Source organism: Arthrobacter sp. zg-Y916, assembly GCF_020907385.1.
GTDB classification, from domain to species: Bacteria; Actinomycetota; Actinomycetes; order Actinomycetales; family Micrococcaceae; genus Arthrobacter_B; species Arthrobacter_B caoxuetaonis.
In genome coordinates this window covers 45,564-61,295 of record NZ_JAJJOD010000001.1, presented here as the reverse complement: position 1 = coordinate 61,295, position 15,732 = coordinate 45,564, and the positions used below count along the sequence as shown (strand labels likewise).

Here is a 15,732-nt window from a genome sequence, read left to right as displayed (position 1 = left end):
GGATTCATGGAGAAGGACCCTGTGCCGGTCTCCCGGCACAGGGTCCTTTCCTTTTGCTCGTTCCTAGCTGGACGGAACCAGTACTACTTCCGCAGTTCCGGTCAGCGGATCTGTGCCGGCGTCGCCGTCATCGGTGTAGGAAGCACTGAATACGCCCGACAGGTTGTCGGTGGCGGGATCATGCCCTCCAGGCACCGTGGTGGTAATGCTGCCGGTGCATCCGGTTGTGGTTGTCTGCGGGTGACCGTGGCTGTCGTGGCCCAGGATGTAGGTGACCTGGACACGCGAGCAGTCAACCGGCTGGTCATCCGTCACGCGCACTTCGTAGCTGACCGTGTCACCGAACTGGAAGGTCTGGCCGGCCACCGGAGTCACGAACTCCACCACCGGAGCCTGGTTGCCCACTTCAATAAAGACCTCCGCGGAGGAGGACTTGCCCCGGTGCTTGCCGCCCTGGTCGGTCACCCGGAGGCTGGCCGTATAGGTCCCGATTTGTTCATAGGTGAACGTGGGGTTCGGCAGCCTCGAGTCCACCCTTCCGTCGGAGTTGAAATCCCATTCGTAGCGCAGCCTGTCCCCGTCGGCGTCGGTTGTGCCGGCGCTGGAGAACCGGACCGTCAGCGGTGACAAGCCCACAGTGGGAGTGCCGGATGCCACAGCAACCGGAGTGTGGTTCCCGCCCTGGCCAATGAAATCAATGCGGGACAGCTGGGCATCCGGGTTCTCGCCAAAGTACCCGTCGCCGTATTCCAGAACGTAGAGCGCACCGTTGGGCCCGAACTCCATATCCATGGGGTTGTCCACGATGAGTGAATCGACAACATTTTCGATGGATACCAGCTCGCCCTTCTTCATGGTCATGGCCTTGATGTAGTCACGGGTCCATTCGTACAGGAAGGACTTTCCGTTGTAGTACTCAGGCCAGGCCACGGGCGCCTTGCCCTTGGTTGCCTTCTTGTCGAAGTGGTAAACCGGACCGGCCATCGGGCCGATTCCCCCGGTCTCGAGTTCCGGGAATTCCGCCGAGGGGCCGTAGGAGTACCAGGCCTCGGGCTGGGCCACCGGAGGCAGTTCCCGCATGCCCGTGTTGTTGGGCGACTCATTGACGGGCGCTGCACAGTTGAAGGTCTCGCCGGAGGTGCCGGTGGCGAAATCGTAGTCCACGTAAGGGAGCTCAGCGGTGGCACAGTAGGGCCACCCGTAGTTGGACGGTTCAGTGACAACAGCCCATTTGCCTGTTCCTGCCGGCCCGCGGAGCGGATTGGCAGCACCTGCGTCGGGAGAATAGTCCCCGAGGAACAACTCGCCGGTCTTCCGGTTCAGTTCAATGCGGAAGGGGTTGCGCAGTCCCATCACGTAGATCTCGGGACGCGTGAGTGGTGTCCCCGGAGCGAAGAGGTTCCCCCTGGGAATGGTGTAGCCGCCGTCTTTGGTGGGGGTTATCCGAAGGACCTTGCCGCGGAGGTCGTTTGTGTTGGCCGAGGAACGCTGTGCATCGAACACCGGGTTGCTGTCAGGGCGTTCGTCGATGGGAGTGTAGCCGTCGGAGGAGAAGGGATTGGTGTCATCGCCGGTGGACAGGTAAAGGTTGCCCTTGGCGTCGAAAACAATGTCTCCACCGACGTGGCAGCACATGCCGCGGTCCACGGGCACCTGCAGCATCCGCTGTTCGCTGTTCATGTCCACAGTGCTTCCATCGAACTTGAACCGTGAGAGCTGGAGGTAGCCCTTGAAGGGCTCAAAGTCTGCGGCTGTACCCGTGGCTGGGGCATCGCCTTCGTTAACGCCCGGTGTAGCGGGGTCATCGATCGGCGTGTCCAGGGGCGGGGAGTAGTACATGTAAACCCAGTTGTTGCCCTTTTTGCCGAAGTTCGGGTCAATGGCGATGCTTTGCAGACCCTCTTCGTCGTGCTCGTACACGTCGACTGTCGCCGCCAGGGTATTCAGCCCCGTTTCCGCATCGTTTAGCCAGACCTCGCCCTGACGGGTCGTGTGCAGCACGTCGCTGTTGGGCAGCACGGCAAGGTCAACCGGTTCGCCCGGGTTGTCGTTGAGTGTTACTTTCTGGAATGCCGAGTCATGCGGAGCCAGTTGGGGCACTCCGGGCTTCGGTTTAGCCTGCGCCGGAACTGCCGCGAGGGATACGGCCATCAGCGCGGCCAATGCAAGTGCTGCACCGGCCCGCCGTGAACGCCTGGCTGAAGTTTTGGCATCCGCCTGATGCCCGGGTGATTGCGCTAACCCGCGTCTTTTGACTGTCATCGCTCTCTCTCTTCTCGCCATTGAGGACCCGGACCAGTCGGTGTCAGGTCAGATAGAACGCTAATTGAGGCCTTGGGGAACCGCTAGTGGTTTGAAAAAACAAAGCCCCCCTATCTAAAAACTTTTTTGGACTCCTGCGAAACAGAGGCGCACAGAGATGGCCCCACGGGGCTTGCAGGGCCCGTTAGTATTTTGTTGTTCAAGAAACAAAAGTCAGGTGAGGGTCACTCCGGAAGCCCCTGGGCCTGCAGGACGAGCGACTTCACCGCCGCTGCCGGAATCGGTTTTCCGAGGCGGATCAGTTCTTCGGCAAACGGAGGCATCCCCGGCTCGGAGGAGATAACCAGCGGAGTGCTTTCCCGGGATCCGGGAAGCCTGCCGTGGGTACCACGCACGTGGCTGGCGTCGAGGGGCACCGTGCTCATGGCGTAGCGCAGTCCCGCCTTTTTTCGCACCAGGTTCAGGCCGGCCTTGGCCTTTGCCAGTTTGTCCGCAGGGTTGAAGAAGAGTTCGCTCGGGTCGTACCCGGGCTTTCTGTGGATATCCACCCCGCGGGCGTACTCGGGCGCACGGGAGTCATCGAGCCAGAAATAGTAGGTGAACCATGCTCCGGGTTCGGCAATCACCACGAGCTCGCCGGACCGCTCGTGGTCCAGTCCGTACTTCGCCTGGGTGCTCCGATCCAGTACTTCGTCAACTCCCCTGGTTTCCCTGAGTATTTCCGCTGTCCGGGCGACGTCGGCGGGGTCAGCAACGTAGACATGCGCCACCTGGTGGTCTGCAACTGCAAAGGCCCGGGATGTCCAGGTATCCAGTTGCTCCTTCCCGTCCTGCACATAGACCTCCAGCAGGCCTTCCCGGCGCAGGACGCGGTTGATGTCCACCGGAAGGTTCGCCTCTTCAATGCCGTACTCCGCTACGGCAATTACCGCGTAGCCGCGGGACTGGGCCTCCTGCAGCAGCGGAACCAGCGCGGCGTCGAGTTCGGCAGCTGCGCCGGCTGCCCGCGGATGGCTGGGCCCAAAGCGCTGCAGATCGTAATCGAGGTGCGGCAGGTACGCCATGAGGAGATCAGGCGCCTGCGTCCGCATGATGTGTCTTGTCGACTCGGCAATCCATTGCGTCGAGGCAATGGCCGCTGTCGGTCCCCAGTATTGGAACAGCGGAAACTCACCGAACCTGGACACCAGCTCATCATGCAGTGCCGGGGGACGGATGTACGCGTCGGGCGATTTCCTGCCGTCTGCGTGGTAGATCGGACGGGGAGTCACCGTCAGATCCGTCGACATGCCCATCGCGTACCACCAGCAGACGTTGCCCGCACGGTAGTCCGGTTCCTTGCGGCGGGCGCTCTCCCAGATCTTCTCTCCGCTGACCAGCTTGTTGTGCTGGCGCCAGAGGAACACCTCACCCAGTTCACGGAAATACCAGCCGTTGCCAACAATCCCGTGTTCAGACGGCGGCAGGCCGGTGAGCATGGTGGACTGGACAGTGCAGGTGACAGCCGGAAGGACGGTGGCCAGTTCCGAAGACCAGCCGACAGCAGCGAGTTTGGACAAGTTGGGCATATCCCGCAGCGACTGTCCCGTGAGTCCCACGATGTCGAGCAGCAGTACCGGTTTCAAGGCTCTCCTTAGGTGTTGGGCAACGCTCCGGTGTCAGGACGGAGCGGGAGCCAGCAGGTGGGATTCCGCCCAGGCGATCTCCCCGGCTATCCCTTCGACGAGGTCGGTGTGTCTTCCGGGCAGGACGCTCCAGGTGTAGGTCTCTATGTCCAAGTGCACGTCCCGGGCATACGGCAGCGTGCTGACTTCAGCCACAGCGGCTTCGAGTACATCCGCCGTCGTCTCCAGTGGCTGCGCCGGTACCAAGTGCAGCGGCATGTGGAAATGGACTCTCCAAGGACCCCTGCCCGGCAGCTCGCCCAGGGCTTGCGGCAGGTCATCTGCCGTCAGGACGGTTCCATCGCTTTCCAGTTCCCGGACCTGGTGAAGGTACCGAGGTTCCGCGAAGGCTTCGAGTGCATGGCGGGCGGCCGGTCCCGAGGGCCCGGCTACGTGCAATGCGGCCGATGCCTGGACCTTCACGATTCGCAGGCCTGCTGCGCCGACACCGCGAACTGCCGCAGCCGGGTTCGCAAAAGATACGGCCAGATGGCAGGTGTCTATGCACAGGCCGATGAAATCGGGATCGATGCCCCTGGGAATTCCTGCTGCCAGCCAGACTGTAACGTCCGAGACCGTGTCCAGAACGCACCCCGGCTCCGGCTCCACCGCTATCCGGACCGTCTTCCCGGTGCACTCCTTGAGCGTTCTCAGGGCTGCGGACAGCGCCGCGAACGCAACGGTGGCCGCCTCGTCGTCGTCGTCCGTCCATGGATCACGCCAGGCCAACGGCAGCGTGGAAATAGACCCGGGAACGCCGTCGGGAAGCAGTGCGGCGAGGACGTTGGCGCAATCCAGCGTGTACTGGAGCCGCTCGCGCTGAGCCCAGGTGGGGAGGTACACGTCTGTCTTGACCACGTCGTTGTGGAACCCGCCGTAGGGAAAGGCATTAAGGGTATGGATTTGCAGCCCCTGCTCGGACAGGACCTCCCGAAGCAGCGCCAGGTCGGCATCACTGCCCGCCAAACGGCTTGCCAGCACTGCAGGCAGCCACAGCCCCACGCCCAGGACTTCCAGCCCGGTGCGGCGGCGGATCGGACCCGCGTATTCGCGGAGCTGCCGGATTACCCCGTCAAGGTCTTCGGCCGGATGCACGTTGGTGCAGTAGGAAAGCTGCATCAGGCCCGGACCCCCCGCAGCAGCGAGTTGCCTTCGAAGGTGGCTCCGGCTCCCCCGAGTTCCTCTCCGTCGAAGCCGGGGATCGGGTCCAGGATCAACGCACCGCTTTGACCGTAGAAGTCCACCGGATTCTGCCAAAGGACACGGTCGACGTCGTCCGCCGAGAAACCGCCCGCGAGCATGGCCTTCGCTGTGCTCACCGTCTTGAGCGGATCGGATTTGCCCCAGTCTGCAGCGGAGTTGACCAGGACTTTCTCGGTTCCGTACTCGCGGAGGATTGCGACCAGGCGTTCCTCGTCCATTTTTGTATCCGGGTAAATGGAGAACCCCATCCAGGCACCTGCGTCCTTCACCATGGCCACATTCGTCTCGTTGAGGTGGTCCACTACCACCATGGACGGGTCAACGCGCGACTCCCGGACAATGTCCAGGGTCCGCTGCGTGCCGCGGAGCTTCTCCCGGTGCGGGGTGTGCACCAGCGCCGGGAGGCTGAATTCGGCGGCCAGCTCCAACTGCCGGCTGAATGCCCTGTCCTCGGCCGGCGTCATGGAATCAAAGCCAATCTCTCCCACGGCGACTACGCCTTCTTTGCCCAGGTACCGCGGAATCTCCTCCAGCACGGGCACGCATCTGGGATCGTTTGCTTCCTTGGGGTTCAGGGCGATGGTTGCGTGGTGCCGGATTCCGTACTGCGCTGCCCGGAACCGTTCCCAGCCCAGCAGGGCATCAAAGTAGTCGATGAAGGATCCGACGCTGGTCCGCGGCTGGCCCAGCCAGAAGGCCGGCTCAACCAGTGCCCGCACTCCGGCTTCATACATTGCGGCGTAGTCGTCGGTCGTGCGGCTGGTCATGTGGATGTGCGGGTCGAAGATTCGCATGGCTAGGACTCCTTCAGGGAGGTGGTGGGGCTGGCTTCGGTGCGCAGCAGGAGGCCGACGTCGTCCGGCACTGGACGTCCCGCTGCCTGCCGTTCGGCAGCGAAATCGGCGGCCATGCGCGCCAGTTCGTCGTCGGCCCGGTCGTTGAGGTCGGTCACGGCGGCAAGGCTGACCCCCATGAAAATGAGCTTCAGGACGGCGTGCCGCCAGTTGTGCTGGTCAAGGTGGGCGGCAGCGAAGGGTCCGGCGGCGGCTGCAACCAGTCCGGTTTCGTTGGTCCGGAGCGCCTCCGCCGTCACCTGCAGACCCGCCGCGACCACCGGAGCCGGAAGATCAGGCTCATGGATGGCCAGGGAGCCGAGCCCCCTGAGCACGCCGCGCCGCTCCGCGGAGTCTCCCCCGCTGTAGAGCGAAAGCAGCGACTCTGCCAGCTGCCCGGGAGAAAGGAACCCCGCCAACCGCCGAAGGAGCTCACCGCGGGCGTAGTCGCTCCTGTTGCCGTGGAGGACCGCCGTCGGATCAGTGGCAGGATGCAGCGGGCTGCGGCCAACGCTGCGGCCGGCTGCCGCGAAGACGGCGGGCAGGGCGGCGGGGTCCGCGGCGATCCGGGCCACCGCCTGCTGCAGCCACTGTTCCGCCACACGGTCTGCCTGCACGTCCTGCCAGGCTGACTGCAGCGCAGCCATGCTCCGGACAGCCAGTCCCGGCGCATCAAAGGAATGCCGGGGAAGTTCGACGGCGGCCACTCCGCGGTAATCCAGTTCCGTGAGAGTGGCCAGGGCGAGCGGAACGTCGACTTCTCCCTCGCCGAACGGAAGGTGCTCATGGGCAACGGACCGCATGTCATCGAGCTGGACGTTGGCCAGCAGCGGTCCGGCGTCCATCAGTGCGCCCCGCACTCCGCCCGGTTCCACTACTACGCAGTGTCCTATGTCCACGGTCAGCCGGAGACCTTCCGGATCGCCGAGCCGGGACCGAAGCTCAAGCGCGTCAGCGACCGTCTCCACGAACATGCCGGGTTCCGGTTCAAGTGCGAGCAGGACACCCTTCTCCGAGGCATGGCCCAGCACCTGGGCCACCCGTGTTTCCAGCCGGTGCCAGCCCGTCTCAGGACTGGTGCCGAGCGGCAGTATGCCGGAGAAAAAGGAGACGCATTCGGCGTTCAGCGCCGCTGCGATATCTACCGCTCGGTGCAGGAAGTCGACCCGGACTGCGGCTTCTTCGTCCACAAGGGCCGGCCGGTGCTTTTCCCGGGGGTTGAGGAGGAACCGGGTGCCGGTTTCGATGACCACCCGAAGATCGAGTTCCTCGAGCCGGCTGCGCAGCGTGCTGAGACGGGCCTCCAGGTCCGGGGCGAACGGGTCCAGGTGCGGATGGCCGAGGGTCAGGGCCACAGCGCCGTAGCCGAATTCGTGCAGCAGCTCCAGCACCTCCGGCAGCGGATGGTCCGTGAAACCGTTGGTGCCGTAGCCGATGCTGAACGGCGGTGCGGACGGTGCGGTGGTCATGACTCGCTCACTCTCCTGCCCCTGGGACGGGAACGGATGATCCGGCCAATAATGTCGACACCGATCAGCGCACCTGCAGCCGCCGGGTGTCCGTGACGCACCGCGAGCGCCGCCTGAAGCGGTACCATCGCGCGGATGCCTGCTTTGGTTGCGCTCAGGGCGTTGCCGGCAGCCGGGTTGCGCGCTGCCCGTATCTGGGCGGGTGCGCATCTCAGGGCATAGGCAGCCGCGGCGCCGAGGACCGCGAGCGTCCTGGCCGGCGGCCCGGCGGATCCTGCGGCGACTAACGCCGCCAGGACACCCGTGGTTACTGCGGCGCCGGAAGCGGTGGCGGCGTCCGTGCCGTTGACCTCACCCCGGGACAGGAGGGTCACGGCTGCCGTATGGCCCCCCATGATTCCGGCTGCCCCAAGCGCCGGCTTAATGTGCCCGGCCCCCGCTCCCATGAGGACATCAAGGGCCCGGCAGGTTCCCATTGACACGGCGCCCGGAAGGGCATGGTTCTTCGCCGCCAGGTCATACGTCCAGATCGAGACCGCAAGCGGAACCCCCACGGCCAGGGCACCGCGCCCTCCGGCAGCCGCACACAGGCCGAGTCCCGCCGCCGTAAGGGCAGATGCCGCCGTGAGGGCGTTCCGGGCGCTGATCCGCCCGGAAGGAATGGGGCGCTCGGGACGCTCGACGGCGTCGAGGTCCCGGTCAGCGTAGTCATTCAGTGCCATTCCACCTGCGTACAGGCACGCGCTGGCCAGCGGCATCAGCGCGCGCCGCCCGGTCAGGGACCGCCCGGCGGCAGCGCCGCCCGCCACCGAATCACCCAGCACGGTCAGGACAGCGGGAGCCCTGACCAGCTCCAGGTAGTCTCCGGGCCGGCTCACTGCTTCTCCTTCCCCGCCCGGGATGAGATCCGGCTGCTGGCTTCCTGTGCCCAGTGCACCAGGTTGTTCACCTGCTGCGCGAAGGAGTGTTCCGCGCTGCCCCAGGGATCCTTGAAGAAGAAGCCAAGGGCACCAACATGTCCTGTCTCTCCGGCCGCGTCTGCGAGCGCCATCAGGCGGGCGAGGTCCAGGATCATCGGAGCTGCAAGCATGGAGTCGTAGGCGGTCCAGGTTGTCTGGATGGTCAGCCGGGAGCCCAGGAACCCTTCCACGTGGATGTGGTCCCACGCCACCTTGGTCTCGCCCAGGTCCGGCACGTTGTCAATGTGCAGCGGGGTGACTGCGCCTCCGGTGAGCTCGCGCAGCCCCCGGTTCTTCGACAGCAGCTTTCCGGAGACGGCCCGGCTGTCTGCCAGAGTGGCTCCGTCACCGCCGCCCAGCAGGTTGGTTCCGGCCCAGGACAGGACATGGAGACCGCGTGCAGCCAGTGCAGGAGCAAGCACCGAGCGCAGCCAGGTCTGGCCCGTCTTGCCGTCCTGGCCTGCGGTGGGAACCCGGGAGGCTCCCGCGAGCTCATATAAGGCAGGAATGTTCAGGGCGACGGACGGAGTGAAGCAGATGTAGGGAGACCCTGCCAGGACTGCTGCGTAGGCCGCCACTGAGCTGGCTGGAAGCACTGACCGTGCCGGGTCCTCGAGGGCTTCCCGGAGGAGCCCGGAATCGCAGTATTCGTCGAGCTGGGCCGGCGGCGCTTCGGTGGAGGCGACGTCCACGACGATAACCCGCCGCAGCCCGTTGGTTTCCCTGAACGCCAGAATGTCTCCGGCCAGGCGCCTTACGGCCTCAGCCTGCGGTTCCGGTGCGCCGGCTGGATCGTACCCGGGACGCACCCGCCCGTCAGCCTCCTGGAGCTGGGCCCGGACCGATTCAAACAAATGTGCCGGGACCATCCCCGCCTCAGCAAGTTTCTCTCCCCGCTTGAGAATTGAAACACCGCTGATGTCATGGCCGCCGACTACCAGGTCCGCGTAATCCGGGAGGCACACGCCGTCGAAGGCGTCCTGTTCGGTGACGCATCCCAGTGGTTTCACGAGCCGTGATGCGATGGCCGCAAGCCCAATCACCGCCGTCGTTGCCACTGACCCCCGTGCTCCGATAAGCCAGATGCCGGTGCGGCCGTAGCCGCCGTTCCCGTGAGCGGCACCGGGTGCGGCTTTCCCGCCCGGCTCAGCTTCCAGTCCCTCATGGGTGTCCCTGATCAAACTTCCTCCTCGAAGCTTACGAACCATCGGCGGGCTTAGCGCCTAACCCAGGAACTGAATCTTCGGGTGAGACGCCCGTCACAGGGAACCTAACATAGGTAATGTCAGGCAACAACGCACTTATGAGGTATTCCGATATATCCACGCTTGGCGGTACCGTCATTCAGTCGACCATTGACAATCCAGCGCGGGAGTTGCGTTCATTCCCGGCGCCTCCGGCTGGCGGAACGGACCGTCGCGGCGCACCTAACCGAACCGGGTGGTCCTATGGCATGCGGAGTAGTTGACGTCAATAGTTCCGTCGCATTTTGTGCTGTAATGAGTCGGTGAGTGACATAAGTAACGTCAGCGGGCTGGCCTCCTCCGGAGCGAGCGAGCTCTTCCAGATCCTTCGCGACGGCAAACCCCGGACCCGGTCCGAGCTGGCCGAGCAGATGGGGCTGGCGCGCTCGACAGTCACCCTTCGGATCGAAGCACTCATGGACCTGGGGCTCGTGGGCTTCGTCCAGGATGCCGTGTCCACCGGCGGCCGCCCCTCGTCACGCATCGCCCTCAAGGCAGGCAGCCGGGTTGTCATGGGAGTGGACATCGGAGCTTCGCACCTCCAGGTGGCAGTTACGGACCTCACCGGCCATCTGCTGTCCCAGTCCGCCCGGACCATGGAGATCACCCTGGGGCCGGAAACCGTCCTCGAAGCCGTGGTGGAAATAGGCTCCGAGCTGCTCGCTGCCACCGGGCGGTCAACCGAAGACCTCCTGGCGGTGGGCATCGGGCTGCCGGGCCCGGTGGAACACAGCACCGGACGGCCCATTAATCCGCCCATCATGCCGGGCTGGAACGCCTACAACGTACCCGGATTCCTGCAGTCGCGGTTCCACGTCCCCGTTCTGGTAGATAACGACGTGAACATCATGGCCCTGGGCGAGCGCAATATGGCCTGGCCCGAGGTAGATGACCTGTTGTTCGTCAAGGTTGCCACCGGTATCGGCTCAGGCATCGTCTCGAGCGGAATGCTGCAGCGCGGGGCGGACGGAGTTGCCGGGGACATCGGGCACATCCGCGTCCACGGCGGCACCGGAGTGCCCTGCCACTGCGGAAATACTGACTGCCTGGAAGCCATAGCGTCCGGGCCTGCCATCGCCGCCAAGCTGCGGCAGCGGGGCCTGGAGGCCAGCGGCAGCGAGGATGTCGTGGCACTGGTCCGCGCCGGAAACACGGAGGCCATCCACGCAGTCCGGCAGGCCGGGCGCGACGTTGGGGACGTGCTCTCCGCGTGCATCAGCCTCGTCAATCCCTCGGTGATTGTCATTGGTGGATCCATGGCACTGGCCGGTGAGCACTTTATTGCCGGAATCCGGGAGACGGTGTACTCCCGCACGATTCCCCTTGCCACCCAGCACCTGCAGATAGTGCATTCCAGCTCCGGCCTTGACGCCGGCGTGCTGGGGGCGAGCATGCTGGCCATTCACCATGCCATGTCCCCCCAGCGCATTGACGCCATGGTTTCCGGCCTGAGTAACGCCTAGCTGAACTTATCCCACCCTTGTCGGCGACTTTTGCTTGACAGACACCAAAAGTCCGCCATAGCCTCATGCGACGGACTCATTTCCAGTCACCGCTCGTGTTTCACACTCGCAGCCTTGCACAGGATCGGCGGATAGCAGGCATGCTTTCCTGACCAAACCCCTAAGGTACGCCTGGGCGCCTGGTAGTGGTTTCAGACAACAAAACGGACATATCTACCTAAATGCTGGTGCTGAATCAATGTGGATAGCTCGCCGGCGACGATGAGCTATCCGTATCGGCCCAGTGAATTCCCCAGTGACCCGCACGTGTTTTCGCCAGTGCCGACGGAGGCGGCGGAAATGCGTCCAACGCTCAGGAAGGCAACAGTATGTGCTTCGGATTTGACGCAACAGGCGCACTAAACCGTTCTCTTGAAAAGAAGGGTGTTGACCGGCGCAATTTCATCCGCGGGGCATTGGCCGCTGGCGTCGGCGTTGGCCTCGCAGGTATGGGCGCTGCTCCTGCAGTGGCCCACAAAGGCAAGCCGGGCCACCATGGAAAGCCAGGCCACAAAGGCAACCGTCCGGTTCCCCCGGGACAGATCAGCATTCAGATGTACACCCTGCGCTCCATCATGAACGGCACGGAGATTGATAAGAATTTCGCCAGGCTGGCCCGCTACGGATACAACCGGGTGGAGCTGGCCGGACTGTACGGACGCACTGCCAAGGAGATGAAGCGGACCCTGGACCGCGTGGGAATCCGGGCGACTTCCAGCCACGAGGGAATCAGCGCTACGCCGGAGGCCCTGCAGACCAAGATCTCCAATGCGCGCACCCTCGGCCAAAAGTACATGGTTGTTCCGTACCTCGCGTCAACCAACGCTGACGACTGGTACCGGTGGGCGGACCAGATGAATGCCGAAGCAGCCGTCGTGCGCCGGGCAGGCATCAAGTACGGCTACCACAACCATGCCCACGAGTTCACGACGGACCTGGGCGGCGGGCTCACTCCCTGGGACATCTTCACGAGCCGTCTTGATCCGAGGCTGGTCCATCTGGAAGTGGACCTGTACTGGGCAGTCACGGGCGGTGTCGGGGTAGGTGCTGCCGACCCCGTCCAGTTCGCTATCGACACGATCAGGGAGGCCCCGCAGGAGACCCTGCAGTACCACGTGAAGGACCGGGAAGCGAGCGGCGATTTCGCTGACCTGGGCGCCGGAACCATCGATTTCCGGCGTATTTTCAGGGCCCACCAGCCCAAGGAGTACATCGTCGAAAACGACCAGCCGGACGTCACTCCCCTGCAGACTGCAGAGGTGGGCTACCGGTACCTCCGCAAGATCCGTTTCTAGCACGGACCAACAGCCGGGTAGGGGCCGTCCCGAACAGGGGCGGCCCCTACCCGCTTAAGCCTGTTCCCGCCGGTGTAAAGGTGCTCTGCTGGAAACACCCCACCGGCGAAGGAGAGCACCATGCGTGGCGTAGTAATGCATGCACCCGGAGATGTCCGCACCGAAGACCGGCCCGATCCCACCATCGAAGAACCGACCGACGCCGTCATCCGGCTGGCAGCGACCTGCATCTGCGGCTCGGATCTGTGGCCGTACCGGGGCGTGGAGAAAGTCCAGGACTCGGCCATGGGCCACGAGTACATCGGGGTGGTCGAGGAAGTCGGCGCCGAGGTGCGGACCGTCAAGCCCGGAGATTTCGTGGTCGGTTCCTTCTGGGCGTCGGACAACACCTGCGTGATCTGCCGCGCCGGGTTCCAGAGCCGCTGCGTGAACGCCATCCCGATGGGAGCCATCGGCACCCAGGCGCAGTTGACCCGGATTCCGCTGGCGGACGGCACCCTCGTGGCCACCCCCGGCACTCCCCCGCCGGACCTCATCCCCTCCCTCATGGCGGCCTCGGACGTGCTGGGCACCGGCTGGTTCGGCGCAACCGCGGCACAGGCCGGCCCGGGCAAAACCACCGTTGTGGTGGGCGACGGCGCCGTCGGGCTGATGGCGGTCCTGGCGGCACGGGAACTCGGCGCCGAGCGGATCATCGCCATGAGCCGCAACCCCCAACGCCAGGAACTCGCCCGCTACTTCGGCGCCACGGACATCCTGTCCCAGCGCGGCGACGAGGGCGTGGCCGCAGTGAAGGAACTCACCGACGGCGTGGGCGCGCACTCCGTGGTGGAGGCCGTGGGCACCCAGGAGTCGATGCTGCAGGCCATCCATTCCACCCGGCCAGGCGGACACATGGGCTTTGTGGGCGTCACCTACGAAGTTGCCCTGCCGGGCATGGAACTGTTCTTTGCCGAAATCAACATGCTGGGCGGCCCGGCCCCGGTGCGGCGCTTCCTGCCGGACCTGATCCAGCGGATCTGGGACCGGGAAATCGACCCTGGCCGCGTGTTCGACCTGACCCTTCCATTGGAGGAGGCGGCGGAAGGTTACCGCGCCATGGATGAGCGCCGTGCTGTCAAAGTGCTGCTGACGCCCTAACCTGAGTCCATGGACCCCCTGCTCCTCCAGCTCCCCTTCACCGGCCGCTGGACGGTACAGAACAGCCCTGCGAATCGGGTTCCCAGCCACGGGACCCACCTGTTCGGCACCACCTATGCGATCGACTTCGTCGCGGTCGATGAGCGCGGACGCTCCGCACCGCCGTCGTTCCGTGCGGCATTCGGCACCGAGCCGCCGGAGGATTTCACCGGGTTCGGCGTTCCGGTGCTCGCGCCGGCTGCGGGGGTTGTCACGGCAGTGCACGACGGCGAACCGGACCACGAAGCGCGCCGCTCACCGCTGTCCCTGGCCGGGTACGCACTTTCGCAGCGGGAGCGTGTCCGGCAGGGCCCCGCCGGGATCGCCGGAAACCATGTGGTGCTGGCGGTCGGTTCCGGGCCGGACCGGGCCTACATCCTGCTGGCCCACTTGCGACGCGGTTCCACGGCCGTAGCCGTCGGGGACACCGTCCTTCCCGGGACGCAGGTCGGGAACTGCGGCAACTCCGGAAACAGCACCGAGCCGCACGTCCATGTGCAGGCCAGCGACTCCATGGACTGGGAACGGGCACACGGGCTGCCGCTCGCGTTCGCCCGCCCGGGCACCGGCGAGCCGTGGCTGCCCCGCAATCGGGAAATCTTCGACGCCGGCTGAGGGCAGATGGACGCTCCGCGCCGCCGGGCGACGTAGGCTCATCTGGTAAGCGTGCTTAGCGACAAAGGAGCAGCAGTGACCCTGGTGGATAACGCCGTGTATGTGGACGGGAAGCGTCTGCACAGCCCGGAGACGCTCGAGGAGACGTTTGATCTCATCCGGGAAAGCGGCGGCATGGCCTGGATCGGGCTCTACCGCCCGGATGACATTGAACTGCTGGCCGTCGCCGAGGAGTTTGGGCTGAACCTGCTGATCGTGGAGGACGCCCTGGCCGGGCACCAGCGGTCCAAGCTGGAACAGTACGGTGACCAGCTTTTTGTGGTGCTCCGCCCCGCCCGCTATCTGGACGACGTCGAACGCGTGGAAATCGGCGAACTGCACCTTTTTGTGGGCCCCAACTTTGTGGTCACCGTCCGACACGCCGAGTCCCCTGACCTGGCCCGCGTCCGCAAGCGTCTGGAACGGGAAGTGGACCTGCTCTCCCTGGGACCGCAGGCGGTGCTGTACGCCATCCTGGACCAGGTGGTGGACGAGTACGCACCGGTGTCCGCGGGACTGGAAAACGACATCGACGAGATTGAAGACGAGCTCTTCGGCGGCGATGCCGAAGTTTCCCGGCGCATCTACGAGCTTTCCCGCGAAGTTATCGGCTGCCAGCGTGCCATCAGCCCGCTGGAAACGGTGGTGGGCGAACTGCAGCGGAATCCGGGTAAGTACGGGGTGCCGCCCGAGCTGAAGGACAACCTGGGTGACGTGCTGGACCACGTGCTGCGCCTGATTGACCGGATCACGGCGTACCGCTCGCTGCTGGACAACGCCCTCTCGCTCAGCTCCACCCTGGCCTCGAACCGGCTCGCGGAGACTTCGGTGGCGCAGAATGAACAGACCAAAAAGATCTCCTCCTGGGCGGCCATCCTCTTTGCTCCGACCCTGGTGGGGACGGTGTACGGCATGAATTTCCAGAACATGCCGGAGCTGGACTGGCCGCTCGGCTATCCCATGGCCCTGACCCTGATGGTCCTGCTCGGCATCCTGCTCTATGGGGCATTCAAACGGAAGAACTGGCTCTAGGAGACTCCCATGCGCACCCGGTTTACGTTTCTGGCCCTGGCCCTGCTGCTGGGTGCAGCGGCCTGCGCGGCCGACCCTGGCGGCTCCGGCTCCCCCGCCTCGCCGGATGATTCCGGCAGCGGCGGGCCCTCGCCGTCGTCGTCCGCCGCTGGCGCGGCCGGAACCTGGGGCAACCCGGAGAATACGCGCGAACCTTCACTGGAGCTGCACGAAGACGGGCGCCTCACCGGCACCGACGGATGCAACCGGCTGATGGGCCAATGGGTCCTTGAAGAGGGGAAAGTGATCTTCAAGGAAGTGGCCATGACCATGATGGCCTGTCCCGACGTCGACCAGTGGCTGGCTTCGGCGGTCAGCGCGGTCCCCGCCGCGGACACGCTGCTGGTGTACGACGGCGCCGGCAACGAGATCGGCACCCTCACCCGGTAGCGCACTC

13 protein-coding genes are annotated in these 15,732 nt (G+C 64.9%); 6 read left to right on the top strand and 7 right to left on the bottom strand.

Annotated elements, in window-relative coordinates; translation table 11 throughout:
• Positions 1–63: 63 nt before the first annotated feature.
• The 7 genes from LOC59_RS00270 to LOC59_RS00240 form a co-directional block, all read right to left on the bottom strand.
• The gene (locus LOC59_RS00270) at positions 64–2,151 is read right to left on the bottom strand and encodes a PQQ-dependent sugar dehydrogenase (protein WP_229970042.1); all 2,088 of its coding nucleotides are present in this window, start codon (positions 2,149–2,151) and stop codon (positions 64–66) included.
• A 335-nt stretch (positions 2,152–2,486) separates the two neighbouring features.
• Positions 2,487–3,887: an alkaline phosphatase family protein gene (locus LOC59_RS00265; RefSeq protein ID WP_229970040.1), complete on the bottom strand. Its 1,401-nt coding sequence runs from the start codon at positions 3,885–3,887 to the stop codon at positions 2,487–2,489.
• Between the two features lie 33 nt (positions 3,888–3,920).
• Positions 3,921–5,045 (bottom strand): metabolite traffic protein EboE, encoded by a 1,125-nt coding sequence (eboE, locus tag LOC59_RS00260; protein WP_229970038.1) that lies wholly within the window; start codon positions 5,043–5,045, stop codon positions 3,921–3,923.
• Positions 5,045–5,923 carry a TatD family hydrolase gene (locus LOC59_RS00255; RefSeq protein ID WP_229970036.1) on the bottom strand — a complete coding sequence of 293 codons (879 nt, stop codon included), beginning with the start codon at positions 5,921–5,923 and terminating at the stop codon, positions 5,045–5,047. The genes eboE and LOC59_RS00255 overlap by 1 nt, the downstream gene beginning before the upstream one ends.
• 2 nt (positions 5,924–5,925) lie before the next feature.
• A complete protein-coding gene (locus LOC59_RS00250) occupies positions 5,926–7,431 on the bottom strand; it encodes an EboA domain-containing protein (protein ID WP_229970033.1) in 1,506 nt (501 codons plus the stop codon).
• Complete coding sequence (locus LOC59_RS00245; RefSeq protein WP_229970030.1) at positions 7,428–8,309, bottom strand: SCO3242 family prenyltransferase; 882 nt, start codon at positions 8,307–8,309, stop codon at positions 7,428–7,430. Before LOC59_RS00245 ends, LOC59_RS00250 begins: the two co-directional genes overlap by 4 nt.
• On the bottom strand, positions 8,306–9,571 hold the full coding sequence (locus tag LOC59_RS00240) for an inositol-3-phosphate synthase (protein ID WP_229970028.1): 1,266 nt from the start codon (positions 9,569–9,571) through the stop codon (positions 8,306–8,308). The genes LOC59_RS00245 and LOC59_RS00240 overlap by 4 nt, the downstream gene beginning before the upstream one ends.
• 326 nt (positions 9,572–9,897) lie before the next feature.
• Here LOC59_RS00240 and LOC59_RS00235 point away from each other — a divergent pair, with 326 nt between their 5' ends.
• The 6 genes from LOC59_RS00235 (at position 9,898) to LOC59_RS00210 (ending at position 15,725) form a co-directional block, all read left to right on the top strand.
• The gene (locus tag LOC59_RS00235) at positions 9,898–11,097 is read left to right on the top strand and encodes an ROK family transcriptional regulator (protein WP_227895990.1); all 1,200 of its coding nucleotides are present in this window, start codon (positions 9,898–9,900) and stop codon (positions 11,095–11,097) included.
• A 488-nt stretch (positions 11,098–11,585) separates the two neighbouring features.
• On the top strand, positions 11,586–12,431 hold the full coding sequence (locus LOC59_RS00230) for a sugar phosphate isomerase/epimerase family protein (protein ID WP_229970026.1): 846 nt from the start codon (positions 11,586–11,588) through the stop codon (positions 12,429–12,431).
• A gap of 120 nt (positions 12,432–12,551) precedes the next feature.
• Positions 12,552–13,571 carry a zinc-dependent alcohol dehydrogenase family protein gene (locus LOC59_RS00225; RefSeq protein ID WP_229970024.1) on the top strand — a complete coding sequence of 340 codons (1,020 nt, stop codon included), beginning with the start codon at positions 12,552–12,554 and terminating at the stop codon, positions 13,569–13,571.
• A gap of 9 nt (positions 13,572–13,580) precedes the next feature.
• Positions 13,581–14,225 carry a M23 family metallopeptidase gene (locus LOC59_RS00220; protein ID WP_227895993.1) on the top strand — a complete coding sequence of 215 codons (645 nt, stop codon included), beginning with the start codon at positions 13,581–13,583 and terminating at the stop codon, positions 14,223–14,225.
• A 75-nt stretch (positions 14,226–14,300) separates the two neighbouring features.
• Entirely contained in the window at positions 14,301–15,296 is a 996-nt protein-coding gene (corA, locus tag LOC59_RS00215) for a magnesium/cobalt transporter CorA (protein ID WP_229970023.1), read from the top strand.
• A gap of 9 nt (positions 15,297–15,305) precedes the next feature.
• A complete protein-coding gene (locus LOC59_RS00210) occupies positions 15,306–15,725 on the top strand; it encodes an META domain-containing protein (protein WP_229970021.1) in 420 nt (139 codons plus the stop codon).
• The last annotated feature ends 7 nt before the right edge of the window (positions 15,726–15,732 follow it).

Excerpts from the sequence above, each read along its gene's own strand:
- LOC59_RS00270 (WP_229970042.1), bottom strand. The coding sequence starts at position 2,151 with ATGGCCGTATCCCTCGCGGCAGTTCCGGCGCAGGCTAAACCGAAGCCC.
- eboE (WP_229970038.1), bottom strand. The coding sequence starts at position 5,045 with ATGCAGCTTTCCTACTGCACCAACGTGCATCCGGCCGAAGACCTTGAC.
- LOC59_RS00255 (WP_229970036.1), bottom strand. The coding sequence starts at position 5,923 with ATGCGAATCTTCGACCCGCACATCCACATGACCAGCCGCACGACCGAC.
- LOC59_RS00250 (WP_229970033.1), bottom strand. The coding sequence starts at position 7,431 with ATGACCACCGCACCGTCCGCACCGCCGTTCAGCATCGGCTACGGCACC.
- LOC59_RS00230 (WP_229970026.1), top strand. The coding sequence starts at position 11,586 with ATGGGCGCTGCTCCTGCAGTGGCCCACAAAGGCAAGCCGGGCCACCAT.
- LOC59_RS00225 (WP_229970024.1), top strand. The coding sequence starts at position 12,552 with ATGCGTGGCGTAGTAATGCATGCACCCGGAGATGTCCGCACCGAAGAC.
- LOC59_RS00220 (WP_227895993.1), top strand. The coding sequence starts at position 13,581 with ATGGACCCCCTGCTCCTCCAGCTCCCCTTCACCGGCCGCTGGACGGTA.
- LOC59_RS00210 (WP_229970021.1), top strand. The coding sequence starts at position 15,306 with ATGCGCACCCGGTTTACGTTTCTGGCCCTGGCCCTGCTGCTGGGTGCA.